Origin of the sequence: Stutzerimonas stutzeri, from assembly GCF_024448715.1 — a bacterium.
Taxonomy (GTDB): Bacteria; Pseudomonadota; Gammaproteobacteria; order Pseudomonadales; family Pseudomonadaceae; genus Stutzerimonas; species Stutzerimonas stutzeri_AR.
Map to the genome: position 1 here is coordinate 402816 of NZ_JAMOHZ010000002.1, position 12830 is coordinate 415645.

Genomic DNA, 12830 nt, shown 5'->3' on the forward strand with positions numbered 1-12830 from the left:
CCGGGCCGAGGCGCAGTTGTGTTAACCCACCAGTGCAATACACTGGCCGCCCCAGTTGCGGAGCCGACCATGAGCCACCCCTTCGACACACTCACGCCTGACCTTGTGCTCGATGCGGTGGAAAGCGCCGGCTTCATCAGCGATGCCCGTGTGTTGGCGTTGAACAGCTACGAAAACCGCGTCTATCAGGTCGGTATCGAGGATGAGACGCCGATCGTGGCGAAGTTCTATCGCCCCGGTCGCTGGAGCAATGAGTCCATATTGGAGGAGCATCAGTTCTCCAAGGAATTGGCCGATCGTGAGATTCCGGTTGTGGCGCCATTCGAGCGCGATAGCAGGACGCTGTTCGAGCATGCCGGCTTTCGCTTCGCACTCTTCCCCCGTCGCGGAGGGCGCGCGCCAGAGCCGGGCAACCTCGATCAGCTCTACCGCCTCGGCCAGTTGCTGGGGCGCATGCATGCGGTGAGTGCCAGCCGCCCCTTCGAGCATCGCGAAACGCTCGGCGCGCAGAACTTCGGTCACGACTCGCTGGCAACCTTGCTCGACGGCGGCTTTATCCCGAAAAGCCTGCTACCGGCCTATGAATCAGTCGCGCGCGACCTGCTCAAACGGGTCGATGACGTTTTTGCCCGCACGGAATTTCAGCCGATTCGCCTGCATGGCGACTGCCACCCCGGCAACATCCTTGCGCGTGACGACGCCTTCCATCTGGTCGATCTGGACGATTGCCGCATGGGACCGTCGGTGCAGGACATCTGGATGATGCTTGCGGGCGAACGTCATGAGCGGCTCGGGCAGCTGTCGGAGCTGGTCGACGGTTACAACGAATTCCACGATTTTGCCCCACGTGAACTGCCGCTGATCGAAGCCCTGCGTGCCCTGCGCCTGATGCACTACAGCGCCTGGCTGGCTCGCCGCTGGGACGATCCGGCCTTTCCGATGAGCTTCCCCTGGTTCGGTACCGAGCGCTACTGGGGCGACCAGATCCTTATTTTGCGCGAACAGATGTCAGCACTGCAGGAAGAGCCGTTGAAGTTGTTCTAGACGAGGTCGAAACGATCCTCGGTGGGCTGAAGCCCACCCTACCGACTGAGTGACTCCGTAGGGTGGGCTTCAGCCCACCGAGACGGCACCAGCCTCCAGCGCTTTTACCGGCGGCTCAGGCCTCTTCGATCAACCAATCCAGCCGCCAGCCACCTTCGCTCTGCCCGAGCAGCTTGGCCAGCCAAGGCAGCAACTCGCGCAACTCTTCCCCCAGCCCCCACGGCGGATTACTGATGGCCAGGCCTGAGCCATTCAGCCGCAGCGCCTCATCGGTGGGGTGAACGAACAGCTCGGCGCGCAGCAGTTTCGGCGCGCCGCTACGCGACAGGTCTTGGTAGAACCGCTTGAGCTGACGCTCATCCTTGATCGGATACCAGATCACGCCGATGGTCTGGCGCATGCGCCCCAGCGCTTCGGTCAGTGCTTGAACACAGCGGCTCAGCTCGTCGGCCTTCTCGAACGGCGGATCGACCAGTAGCACGACGCGTTTCTCAACGGTCGGCATCAACGCTCGCGGCACGTGCCAGCCTTCGCCCAGATGCACCGCCACGCGGCGGTCGCCGGCCAAGTTATCTTTCAGCAGACGGCCGTCTTCCGGGTGTTTCTCGTTGAGCTGCAAGCGATCCTGCGGCCGCGTCAACTGTCGCGCCAGTTCCGGCGAGCCAGGGTAATAACGCAGCGCGCCGTCGGGGTTGAGCGCGCGGATTACATTCAGATAATTCTCCGCCATTGCCGGCACATCACCGACCTGCCACAGGCGCGCGATACCTTGCAGCCACTCGCCGGTACGACTGGCCTGGTCGCCGGCCAGGTCATACAGACCGACACCGGCATGGCTGTCGAGATAGGCGAGCGGCGCTTCCTTGCGGGCGAGCAGGGCAAACAGCCGGGACAAGACGAGATGTTTGAACACGTCGGCGTGGTTGCCGGCATGGAAAGCGTGGCGGTAATTCATCGATCACTCCTGAAGAGCGCACAGTCTAACCGCGCGGCGGCGCGAATCAGAGGGGTAACGCGCAACCGGTTTGCAGCCGCCCGATACGGCGCTCAGTTGCTGCTAAAGTGGCTACGCCCGCTCAAGCAGCAGACAAGGACACCAGCATGGACATACGCGACCTCTTCGACATCTCATTGCCGATCATCCAGGCGCCAATGGCTGGCGCGCAGAATCATCAGCTGGCAGCGGCGGTGTCCACCGCGGGCGGGCTCGGCTCGGTCCCCGCCGGCATGCTCGCAGCCGAGGTACTGGACGCCGAGCTCACCGCGATGGCGGCGCTGACCGACAAGCCTTACAACGTCAATTTCTTCTGCCACCGAACACCTGTAGCTGACCCTCGACGCGACGAAGCCTGGTTGGCGATGCTGATGCCTTTTCTGCAGGAGCTGCAGATCGACCCGGCGAGCATACCCAGCGGCGCGACGCGCAAGCCTTTCGACGCCGCCATGGCCGATGTGATCGAGCGTCATCGCCCGGCCGTGGTCAGCTTTCACTTCGGCCTACCTGCGCCGGACCTGCTGCAACGCGTGCGCGCGACCGGTGCGAAGATTCTTTCCAGCGCCACGACCCTCGAAGAAGGCCTCTGGCTACAGGCGCAGGGCGTCGACGCGGTGATTGCCCAGGGGCTCGAAGCCGGTGGTCACCGCGGCATGTTTCTCAGCGACGACATCGATAGCCAAGTCGGTATCCTGGCGCTACTGCCACAACTGGTCGCCGCGCTGGACATACCCGTGATCGCTGCCGGATGCATCGCCGACGCCCGCGGCGTCGCAGCGGCGCAGGCACTCGGGGCCGCGGGCGTGCAGGTCGGCACCGCCTATCTGTTGTGTGATGAGAGTCGCATCAGCCAATTGCACCGTCAGGCGCTGCAGAGCCCCGCGGCGCGCAACACCGTGCTGACCACCCTGTTCTCCGGTCGCCCTGCTCGCGGCATCGTCAACCGTCTGATTCAAGAGCTCGGCCCTCGGCCCGACGCGGTTCCGACATTCCCCCTGGCTGGTAACGCAATCAGTGTTTTGCGCGCCAAGGCAGAAAGCCAGGGACTCGACCATTATTCGCCGCTCTGGGCTGGTCAGAATGTCAGCGGGTGCCGATCAATCCCCGCCGCAGAGTTGACCGCTGCGCTGACGGTCGGTTGGCGCGCTTGAGCGGAGCCCACGCCGGCACCGCCAGGTGTCGGAGCCGGGTCGACGGGAGTCGTCCTACGAGTAGACTGGTGTTGTCTTCGTTGCGAACGGACCGGTTATGACCGTGCTGATCAACGCTCTGGTATTTCTCGCCACCCTGGCCGGGATGGAGCTGTTTGCCTGGTGGGCGCACAAGTACGTCATGCACGGCTGGGGCTGGGGCTGGCACCGCTCGCACCATGAGCCGCGTGACGGTTGGTTCGAGAAGAATGATCTGTATGCAGTGGTCTTCGCCGGGGTCGCTATCGCCCTGATCGCGCTGGGTACTGCCGGCTATGGCCCGCTGGAGTGGATCGGTGCCGGCATGACCGCCTATGGTTTTCTGTATTTCGTCGCCCATGACGGGTTGGTGCATCACCGCTGGCCGCTGCGCTACGTGCCGCGCAACGGATATCTCAAGCGGCTTTACCAGGCTCACCGCCTGCACCACGCGGTAGAAGGCAAAGAACGTTGCGTGTCCTTTGGCTTTCTCTACGCGCCGCCGCTGCCCGTTCTCAAACAGCAATTGCGCGAGCTGCACGACGGTCCGTTGCGCAAGGCTAGCGTGGACGCTTCCACAGCGAATCGGGACGCGGCCTGAGCTGCATTCCTCGCGAAAACAACGCCAGCACGCCACCGCCGAACAGGAATTGCAGCTTCTGCACCTTGCTGGTCGAGACCCGCGCGTCCCAAGCCGCCGCACCGCGTGCCTTCACCTCGATGCCGATCTGGCGGTAAACGCCGTGTGCCGTGGCGATCGACCAGGCCGAGCGCAATGGCAGATCGCGTAGCCCCTGCGACGCGGACTGGTAATAAGGCTCGGCCAGATCGATCAGCCGTGCCGCTAATATCGCCAGTGCAGCTCTGTGCTGCGGCAGACTGACTTCATCGGCTGGAATCCCAGCTTCGGCCAGCCACTCCGTTGGTAAGTAGACGCGCCCGACTTCGGCATCCTCGACGATATCGCGCGCAATATTGGTCAGCTGAAAGGCCAGTCCCAGATCGCAGGCGCGATCCAGCGTCGCTTCCCCTTCGGCGCCCATCACTCGGGCCATCATCAAACCGACCACGCCGGCCACGCGATAGCAGTACAGCAGCGTGTCGTCGAGGGTCTGGTAGCGGTACTCCTGCACATCCATGCGAAAGCCGGCCAGGTGCTCCAGCGGGTAATCCCTGGGAATTCGGTGTCGCTGGATCACCTGCTGGAAGGCTGCAAAGGCAGGATCGCTCATAGGCTCGCCGGCATAGGTGCGCTCGGTGAGACTCACCAGTTCCGCCAGCCGCGCCTCGCCGGCCGAGCGATCACCCTCGACCTGACCGTGGCCCAGCGTCTGCCCATCGATCACATCGTCGCAATGACGGCACCAGGCGTAGAGCATCACCGCACTTTGGCGAGTACGCTCGTCGAATAGTTTCGCCGCGGCGGCGAAGCTCTTAGAGCCAACGTTGATTGCTTGGGTCGAATGGTCGATGACCTGGTCGTTCATCGCGTCAGATCCTCCAGCATCAGCCCGGCAGTGGCCTTGGCCGAGCCCACCACGCCAGGTACACCCGCGCCGGGATGGGTGCCGGCGCCGACGATATAGAGGTTGGGAATCACGTCATCACGGTTGTGCGGGCGGAACCAGGCGCTCTGGGTAAGGATCGGCTCCAGCGAAAACGCCGAACCGAGATGCGCATTGAGCTCATCACGGAAATCGTGCGGGGTGAATATTCGGTGGGTCACCAGATCTTCCCGTAGGCCCGGAATGTAGTGGCGCTCCAAGTATTCAAAAATGCGGTCGCGGTACTTCGGCCCTTCCACTGACCAGTCGATATTTGCCGTGCCCAGATGTGGCACTGGCGCCAGCACGTAGTGGCTGGCGCAACCTTCTGGAGCCAAGGAAGGGTCAGTGACGCAAGGCGCATGCAGATAGAGGGAAAAGTCATCGGCCAGGGTTTCGCGCTTGAAGATTTCATCGATCAGCTCCCGGTAGCGCGGGCCGAAGCAGACGGTGTGATGTTGAAGATGCTCGTGACGACGCTTGAGGCCGAAGTGGATGACAAACAGTGACATGGAGAAGCGCTTGCCGCTCAGCCGCTTGGCCTCGTCACGACCGCGCGGCTCATGGCCGAGCAGCTGCTTGTAGGTATTCACCACATCTGCGTTGGAGGCCACCGCATCGGTATCGAAGCGGCGGCCGTCCTGCGTGATCACCGTATCCGCCCGTCCCCCGGACAACTCGATGCGAGCGACTTCGGCGTTCAGCTCCATCCTGCCGCCAAGGTCCTCGAACAGCTCGACCATGCCCTGCACCAGCGCACCGGTGCCACCACGGGGAAACCAGACGCCGCCCTGGCGTTCCAGCGCATGGATCAACGCATAGATCGAGGAGGTCTCGAACGGGTTGCCACCCACCAGCAGCGAATGGAAGGACAACGCCTGACGCAACCGCTCGTTCTCCACGAAGCGCGCCACCATGCTGTACACGTTGCGCCAGGCCTGCAGTTTGGCCAACTGCGGAGCGACGCCAATCATGCTGCGAAACGACAGGAAGGGCACGGTGCCGAGCTTGACGTAGCCCTCCTCATACACCGCGCGGGAATAGGCAAGAAAGCGCTGGTAGCCGGCCACGTCCTTCGGATTGAGCGCATGGATCTGCCGATCCAACGCGGCCTGGTCGTTGACGTAATCGAAGCTATAGCCGTCCTCCCAGCACAGCCGGTAGAAAGGGCTGACCGGCAGCAGCTCGACGTAATCGGCCATGCGCTTGCCAGCACCGGTGAAGAGCTCCTCTAGGGCCGGCGGATCGGTGATCACCGTCGGCCCGGCGTCGAAGGTAAAGCCCTGATCGTGATAGACGTATGCGCGGCCGCCCGGCTTGTCGCGTTTCTCCAGCAGCGTGGTTTGCACGCCGCTGCGCTGCAGGCGGATCGCCAACGCCAAGCCGCCAAATCCGGCGCCGATCACTACGGCCCGCTTGGGCGCAACGTCTGTTGCCTCGTTCATCGCTTGTCCTTGTGGTGCAGATTACAGGCGGCCAGCGCGCGCAGCGCCTCACCCACCGGCACGGGAGGTTTGCCCGAGACGATGCGCAAGCGGTCCCAGATAGTCAGGTTCGCGGCGTAGAAACGCTGGATGAGCGGTTCGCGCAGGCGGTAGAAGCGCTGCATCACCGCCCAGCGGCGATCGGCCGGGCCAGCCAGAAACAGCATGCGATTGAGCAGGCGGAAGAAGCCACGTTGGCGCCACTGCAACAGCGAATATTCGCGTATCGCCGAGAACAGCTCGGGGGCGCTCCAGCGATCCAGCGCTATTAGGTGGTCGACAAGGCGTACGGCATCAGGCAATGAATAGCCTGTAGTGGGATGAAACAGTGCAGCGGCCAAGCCGATCTGCGGCACGCCGTGGGCTTCATCCCAGAACGCGGGTAAGTCACCGGACAGCACGATAGGCAGCACGCCTTGTTCTTCACGCAGCAACTCGGCAATCGCCCAGCCGCGCCCGCGCGCATAGTCGGCAATATTGCGCCGCAGCGTATCGAGTGCCACCGCGTCGCCGTCGGCGTAATAGGTGTCCTCGATCAATAACCTGTCGGGGCCGAGCGGCAGCACATAGATGAAGCGATAACCGTCCTGCTGCGCCACGCTGGCGTCCATGATGATTGGCATCTGCAGCCCGTGCGGCTGGCTCAGCTGCAATTCCTGACCGAGAAACTTCTGGAAGCCCAGCGCAAGGTGATGGCTTCGTCGCGCGCCGCGGCCGTCGATCACCGCGCCGGCCTGCAAGGTTTCGCCTGAGGCCAAACGCACCTGCTGCGGGCCAACCTCTGCAACCTCGACGTTCAACCAGACGCTGTCGCCCAGATCGGCCATCAGGCGTTGATGAAAGCGCTCCGAAAAGATGCTCGCGTAGCCGCTGTCGAGACACCGCTTAAACGCCGGAAAGATCACTTCGTAGCCCGGCCAGCGGTTGCCTACCAACGGCTCCAGCCAGGCAAGCTGCGCCGATGCCAGGTCATGCTGATGGAAGGACCATGTGTGGTTGCCACCCAGGGTCGCGCCTCGCTCGAGGACCAACACGCGCAGGTCCGGACGCCGTTGACGCAGACGCCAGGCCAGCAAACCGTTGGCCAAGCCGCCACCGACCAGAATCAGGTCCGGATCAGCCATGGTTCGCCCTCTCGGTCCGTGGCTGGTCGATTCCTAGCGCCTCTTCGATAAGTTGCGCTGCACGGGGCGCACCGCCGCCGGCGCGGACTTCGGCACCGAGGGTCTGTGCGCGCTGGCCGAAGCTCGGCTCGCGTAACAGCCGGCGCAACGCTTGCACGATGCGTCGACGGCTCGCCCATTTCCGATCGAGACGCAGACCGACCCCCGCGTGTACAACGCGTGCCGCGACACCAGGCTGATCGAAGGCAATCGGCAGCGCCAGGCTCGGCACGCCCGCTTCAAGTGCATCGAGCACGGTATTGAGCCCGGCATGGGTAATCAGCGCATCGGCCCGCGCCAACACGGCACGTTGCGGCGCGAAATCGGTAACCCAGCTGGCACCGGCCCGCAGCAATCGCGACTCTTGCGAGGTATCCAGGCGCCCGCAGTGGGCAATCAGAAGCTGTACATCCAACTCGTGACACGCCTCGGCGATCCGCTGGAACAAACCGAAGCGATCTCCCTGCAGTGTACCCAGCGAGGCGAAGACGAACGGCCTGCCGGTCGCCACCGGAATATCCAGTACCAGCTCGGTGGCCAGCACCGAACGCAGCGGGCCGACCGCGTGGAAACACGCTGGCAGGGATTGGCGAGGAAAGTCGAAGCCGGCGGTGGTCTGACTCAGTTGCAGCAAGGGCGACAGGCATTCATCGAGGCGCTCTCGCGGTGGCAAACCAAACGCTGCCGCATGACGGGCGATCACCTTTGCATGCGACTGCATCGCTCGATCGTAAACGCGGCTGCTATAGTGGTTCAGCTGCTCACCCCAGGCCGTGGCTCGATAACGCCAGGGCATCACCGGCAGCGGCACTTGCGCTTCACGGTTGACCGGCAGCGCACAGGCCACCGAGACGAGCGGCAGCCGGAGATGCTCGGCGACCAGTCCGCCCGCCGGCTCCATCTGATCGGCAATAAGCGCTTCGGCACCTATCGAACGCAGCACCGCCGGCGCGTCGCGACAGAGCATGTCGGTCGCAGCTGCCATATCGGCTATGACTCGGCGAATCCCCCAGGGCCCACCGGGACGTGCGGCGCGATCGATCGCTGATTTAAGCGATCCCGTCGGATGCGAACCGAGGCCGACCGCAGCAAAACCCAGCTGCGAATGGCGCAACGCAGCCCCGACGTCCGCTTGCTGCACGAAAGTGACACGGTGACCGCGCGCGAGCAGCTCGGCAGCGATCGCTTCCATGGCGCACAGGTGGCTGTGAAACGGCAGCGCAATCACCGCGAAATGGGTCATCGAACCGCACCCCGCCAGCGGCGAACTAAGCGCACCCGTGAGCGCATCAGAGCGCGGACGGATCGAAGGGCGGTAGCAGCGGCGCCCGCCTCAGGGCTACAAGATCAGCCGAGCCGGTACAGAAGCAGGCGATACGCAGTTGCTCGATCAGCACCTGAAAATGCTCGATGACCGCCTGCGGACCGAGCAGCGCCGCTTCAAGCACACCCGCGGCTTGGCCGACGACATTAGCGCCCAGGCGTATCGCCTTCGCCGCTTCGATCCCATCGCGAATGCCGCCGGATGCAATCAGCCGCGCATCGGGACAGGCCCGACGCACCGCCGCAATCGCCTGGGCGGTGGGGATGCCCCAGCCAACGAATGCCTGAGCAACGGCGCGCTGCTGCGGATCCGCAGTACGCTCGGCCTCGACGGCCGCCCAGCTGGTGCCACCGGCGCCCGCCACGTCGATGACCGAAACGCCGGCATCGAGCAGACGCCGCGCCACGTCTGCCGAAATGCCCGCCCCCACTTCCTTGGCCACCAGCGGTACAGGCAACTGCGAGGCGAGCGCTTCGATGGCATTCAACACGCCGCGCCAATCGCGGTCGCCACCAATCTGCACGGCTTCCTGCAGCGGATTGAGATGAATGATCAGCGCATCGGCCTGGATCATTTCCACGGCACGCTGCGCCTCGTCCAGGCCATAGCCCGCCGCCAACTGCGCGGCGCCGAAATTGGCCAACAACGGAATACTCGGCGCCAGCTGGCGCAACTGATGGGTCAACCCCTGATCCGCCCCGGTTTCCAGCGCGATGCGCTGCGAGCCCACGGCCAGAGCGATACCCAGCACCTCGGCGGCTTCGGCCAGGTGTCGGTTGATCTGCGTCGCCCGCGCCGCACCGCCCGTCATCGAACTGATCAGCAGAGGCGCGGCCAGCGTTCTGCCAAACAAGGAGGTCCGAATATCCACCTGATCCAGGCGCAACTCCGGTAGCGCGCAGTGCTCGAAGGTCAGTGCAGCGAAACCCGTTTCCGCTCGTGAACAGGCGCGGCGAGGATCAAGAACGATATCCAGATGATCGTTCTTGCGTGCCGCGAGAAGCTCTTTGCTCATACAGCGCCTCGTTCGAATGACCTTATGTGGACGGATGCGGTCAGTAAAAGTGCCCATTACTTATACATACTGTATAAGTTTTGTCACAGTTTCCAAACCACACGGGAGGCGCCATGGCCACCGCTATGTCGAGCATGCAACCTCATTTCGAGCAGATGCTCAGCGCGTTGCGTACGCGGGTCGACGACAGACTGGATCAAAGGCTGCCTCCATGCCCCGCGCATGACCTTATCGGACTTGCCATGCGCGATGGCACGCTGGCACCTGGCAAGCGCATCCGCCCATTGCTGCTGTTGTTGGCGCTCCAGGATCTGCAGCAGGAGCAAACCGTCGATGCCGCACTCGATCTCGCCTGCGCACTGGAAATGGTGCACGCCGCCTCGCTTTTTCTCGATGACATGCCCTGTATGGACAATGCCGAGCTGCGCCGCGGCCGGCCGACCATTCACCTGCAGTTCGGCGAGGACATCGCAGTGCTCAGCTCGGTCGCGCTGCTCAGCCATGCCTTCAGCATAGCGGCATCGGCCGAGGGCATCGGCGATTCGCTGCGCAACCACCTGGTGCGGCTGCTCGCTCAGGCCACCGGCGCGCAGGGGCTGGTTCGCGGCCAATACCACGATCTACGCGAAGGCCATCGAGTAAGACCGCTGGAGGCCATCGCCCACACCAATCGGCTTAAGACGTGCCCATTGTTCACAGCCGCACTTGGTTTCGCCGCCCTACTGGGAGCCGCCGACGTCAGCCGCACGTGTCATCTGAACGGCTTCGCCACCGAGTTGGGGCTGGCCTTCCAGCTGCTCGACGATCTGGCCGACGGTCTCACGCCGCAACAGACCGGCAAGGATACCGGCAAGGACCGTGGCAAAAGCACCGTCGTCGCCCTGCTCGGCCCAGAGGCGGCGCACCAGCATCTTGAGGAGCATTTGGCCCGTGCGGAACAGCACTTGATCGATACCGGGCTCGGTGGCGGATACCTGGCCCAGCTGCTTGAATATTGCTGCGCACGGCCATACTGAAGCGGGCCAGGCAAGCGCCAAGAAACGCTGCTGTGTCGCTCCATCACTCGAATGTATGGTGCTAGGCAGCCATCTTGCCGCCTCCTTAGACTCCGGCGCATGAACACGGAGGAATTTCCATGCCCGAGACTCTGCTTTGCCCGCGCAACCTGGCGTTCGAACTCTATGAAGTGCTCGACGCCGAGAGCCTGACCCAACGCGAACGCTTCAGCGATCACAGCCGCGAAACCTTCGATGCGGCGCTGGACACTGCCCGCAGCATCGCCGAAAACCTCTTCGCCCCGCACAACCGCAAGGCCGATGAGAACGAGCCGATCTATAAGAATGGCGAAGCGGTGCTGATCCCCGAGGTAAAACCCGCCGTCGACGCCTTTATCGAAGCCGGCTTCCATAACGCCTCGCGCAGCTTCGACGATGGCGGCATGCAGCTGCCGAACCTGCTTTCACGCGCCTGCTTTGCGCATTTCCAGTCCGCCAATATCGGCACTTCGTCGTACCCGATGCTGACCATGGGCGCCTCGCACCTGATCGAAGTGTTCGGTAACGATGAGCAGAAGAAGCGCTTCTTGAAACCGATGCTCGAAGGTCGTTTCTTCGGCACCATGGCGCTGACCGAGCCGCATGCCGGCTCGTCCTTGTCGGATTTACGCACCCGCGCCGAGCCGGCCGGCGACGGTACCTACCGCCTGAAGGGCAACAAGATTTTCATTTCCGGCGGCGACCATCCGCTGTCGGAAAACATCGTTCATATGGTTCTGGCCAAGCTGCCGGATGCGCCGCCGGGCGTGAAGGGCATCAGCCTGTTCATCGTGCCCAAGTTTCTGGTCAACGATGACGGCTCGCTGGGCAAGCGCAACGATGTGATTCTTGCCGGACTGTTCCACAAGATGGGCTGGCGCGGCACCACCTCCACCGCGCTGAACTTTGGTGATAAAGGCGAGTGCGTTGGATACCTGGTCGGCGAGCCGCACAAGGGCCTGTCGTACATGTTCCAGATGATGAACGACGCGCGCATCGGCGTCGGCATGGGCGCGATCATGCTCGGCTACGCCGGTTATCTGTATTCGCTCAACTACGCCCGAGAACGCCCTCAGGGCCGTCTGCCGGATGGCAAGAACCCGGCTTCAGCGCAGGTACCGATCATCGAGCACACCGATATCAAGCGCATGTTGCTGACGCAGAAAGCCTATGTCGAAGGCGCCTTCGATCTCGGGCTGTATGCCGCGCGCCTCGTCGACGAGCAACACACCGCGCAGACCGAGGAAGAACGCAAGAACGCCCACGAATTACTGGATCTGCTCACGCCAATCGTCAAATCCTGGCCCTCGGAGTTCTGCCTCAAGGCCAACGAACTAGCGATCCAGATTCTCGGAGGCCACGGCTATACCCGCGAATATCCGGTCGAACAGTACTACCGCGATAACCGCTTGAACCCAATCCACGAAGGCACCCACGGCATCCAGTCGCTGGACTTGCTGGGCCGTAAACTCATGCAGAATGGCGGCGCCGGCCTGCGTCAGTTGCTCGGTTTGATTCAGGGCACCTGCAAGCGAGCCGGCGAGTACAGCTCGCTCGACGCCCTGCGTGAGCCGTTGGAACGGCTAATAGCACGCCTGACCGAGGTTACCCAGGCACTGCTGGGCGATCTGATGGCTGGCAAGATCAACCAGGCGCTGGCGAACTCGGCGCTGTATCTGAAAGTGTTCGGCCATACCGTGATCGGCTGGCGCTGGCTGGAACAGGCGATTCGTGCCGAACAGGGTCTGGCGGAAGGCAACTCGGCGGATGCGGACTTCTACCGCGGCAAGCTGCAAGCGGCACGTTACTTCCTGACCTGGGAAGTGCCGAACTGTCATCACGAGCTGGATCTGCTCGCCAGCCGTGACGACACCTGCCTGTCGATGAACGACAGCTGGTTCTAGCAAGCTTTAAAACTGCCTGCGTGCTTCGCGAAGCACTCAATGAATGCCTCTTTGTACAAGAGGCATTTTTTTTGACAGCCCGTTAAATCATCAGGTTAGAATCCCTGGCATGTCCCGTGCATACCCTGCCGGATAACCCCCTTTTCTGGAGATCG

The 12830-nt window shown here is 63.0% G+C and carries 11 protein-coding genes; 5 read left to right on the forward strand and 6 right to left on the reverse strand.

Annotated elements, in window-relative coordinates:
• The first annotated feature begins 69 nt into the window (after positions 1 to 69).
• Positions 70 to 1044: a serine/threonine protein kinase gene (locus NAV33_RS05365; protein ID WP_255977657.1), complete on the forward strand. Its 975-nt coding sequence runs from the start codon at positions 70 to 72 to the stop codon at positions 1042 to 1044.
• A gap of 115 nt (positions 1045 to 1159) precedes the next feature.
• On the opposite strand, the gene NAV33_RS05370 is transcribed toward NAV33_RS05365, so the two are convergent.
• Entirely contained in the window at positions 1160 to 1999 is an 840-nt protein-coding gene (locus tag NAV33_RS05370) for a 23S rRNA (adenine(2030)-N(6))-methyltransferase RlmJ (protein ID WP_255977659.1), read from the reverse strand.
• Between the two features lie 146 nt (positions 2000 to 2145).
• On the opposite strand from NAV33_RS05370, the gene NAV33_RS05375 reads away from it, so the two are divergent.
• Together NAV33_RS05375 and NAV33_RS05380 are read left to right on the forward strand one after the other, a co-directional pair.
• Entirely contained in the window at positions 2146 to 3189 is a 1044-nt protein-coding gene (locus NAV33_RS05375; protein WP_255977661.1) for an NAD(P)H-dependent flavin oxidoreductase, read from the forward strand.
• Between the two features lie 97 nt (positions 3190 to 3286).
• On the forward strand, positions 3287 to 3808 hold the full coding sequence (locus NAV33_RS05380) for a sterol desaturase family protein (protein WP_255977663.1): 522 nt from the start codon (positions 3287 to 3289) through the stop codon (positions 3806 to 3808).
• On the opposite strand, the gene NAV33_RS05385 is transcribed toward NAV33_RS05380, so the two are convergent.
• The 5 genes from NAV33_RS05385 to fni are packed head-to-tail and all read right to left on the reverse strand — an operon-like array spanning position 3768 to position 9737.
• Positions 3768 to 4694, reverse strand: a complete 927-nt coding sequence (locus NAV33_RS05385; protein WP_255977665.1) for a phytoene/squalene synthase family protein — start codon at positions 4692 to 4694, stop codon at positions 3768 to 3770. The two genes, NAV33_RS05380 and NAV33_RS05385, sit on opposite strands and share 41 nt — an antisense overlap.
• Complete coding sequence (locus NAV33_RS05390; RefSeq protein ID WP_255977667.1) at positions 4691 to 6196, reverse strand: phytoene desaturase; 1506 nt, start codon at positions 6194 to 6196, stop codon at positions 4691 to 4693. The genes NAV33_RS05385 and NAV33_RS05390 overlap by 4 nt, the downstream gene beginning before the upstream one ends.
• Entirely contained in the window at positions 6193 to 7359 is a 1167-nt protein-coding gene (crtY, locus tag NAV33_RS05395; RefSeq protein WP_255977669.1) for a lycopene beta-cyclase CrtY, read from the reverse strand. The genes NAV33_RS05390 and crtY overlap by 4 nt, the downstream gene beginning before the upstream one ends.
• The gene (locus tag NAV33_RS05400; RefSeq protein WP_255977671.1) at positions 7352 to 8641 is read right to left on the reverse strand and encodes a glycosyltransferase; all 1290 of its coding nucleotides are present in this window, start codon (positions 8639 to 8641) and stop codon (positions 7352 to 7354) included. The genes crtY and NAV33_RS05400 overlap by 8 nt, the downstream gene beginning before the upstream one ends.
• A gap of 46 nt (positions 8642 to 8687) precedes the next feature.
• Positions 8688 to 9737 carry a type 2 isopentenyl-diphosphate Delta-isomerase gene (fni, locus tag NAV33_RS05405; protein WP_255977673.1) on the reverse strand — a complete coding sequence of 350 codons (1050 nt, stop codon included), beginning with the start codon at positions 9735 to 9737 and terminating at the stop codon, positions 8688 to 8690.
• A gap of 113 nt (positions 9738 to 9850) precedes the next feature.
• Between fni and NAV33_RS05410 the strand changes: the two genes are divergently transcribed.
• A complete protein-coding gene (locus NAV33_RS05410) occupies positions 9851 to 10753 on the forward strand; it encodes a polyprenyl synthetase family protein (protein WP_255977675.1) in 903 nt (300 codons plus the stop codon).
• Positions 10754 to 10872: 119 nt separating this feature from the next.
• Complete coding sequence (locus NAV33_RS05415; protein WP_255977677.1) at positions 10873 to 12675, forward strand: acyl-CoA dehydrogenase; 1803 nt, start codon at positions 10873 to 10875, stop codon at positions 12673 to 12675.
• Positions 12676 to 12830: the final 155 nt, after the last annotated feature.

Bases quoted from the DNA above. Each gene is read 5' to 3' on its own strand.
- NAV33_RS05380 (WP_255977663.1), top strand. From the start codon at position 3,287: ATGACCGTGCTGATCAACGCTCTGGTATTTCTCGCCACCCTGGCCGGG.
- NAV33_RS05365 (WP_255977657.1), top strand. From the start codon at position 70: ATGAGCCACCCCTTCGACACACTCACGCCTGACCTTGTGCTCGATGCG.
- NAV33_RS05400 (WP_255977671.1), bottom strand. From the start codon at position 8,641: ATGACCCATTTCGCGGTGATTGCGCTGCCGTTTCACAGCCACCTGTGC.
- NAV33_RS05375 (WP_255977661.1), top strand. From the start codon at position 2,146: ATGGACATACGCGACCTCTTCGACATCTCATTGCCGATCATCCAGGCG.
- NAV33_RS05370 (WP_255977659.1), bottom strand. From the start codon at position 1,999: ATGAATTACCGCCACGCTTTCCATGCCGGCAACCACGCCGACGTGTTC.
- NAV33_RS05410 (WP_255977675.1), top strand. From the start codon at position 9,851: ATGGCCACCGCTATGTCGAGCATGCAACCTCATTTCGAGCAGATGCTC.
- fni (WP_255977673.1), bottom strand. From the start codon at position 9,737: ATGAGCAAAGAGCTTCTCGCGGCACGCAAGAACGATCATCTGGATATC.
- NAV33_RS05385 (WP_255977665.1), bottom strand. From the start codon at position 4,694: ATGAACGACCAGGTCATCGACCATTCGACCCAAGCAATCAACGTTGGC.
- NAV33_RS05415 (WP_255977677.1), top strand. From the start codon at position 10,873: ATGCCCGAGACTCTGCTTTGCCCGCGCAACCTGGCGTTCGAACTCTAT.
- crtY (WP_255977669.1), bottom strand. From the start codon at position 7,359: ATGGCTGATCCGGACCTGATTCTGGTCGGTGGCGGCTTGGCCAACGGT.
- NAV33_RS05390 (WP_255977667.1), bottom strand. From the start codon at position 6,196: ATGAACGAGGCAACAGACGTTGCGCCCAAGCGGGCCGTAGTGATCGGC.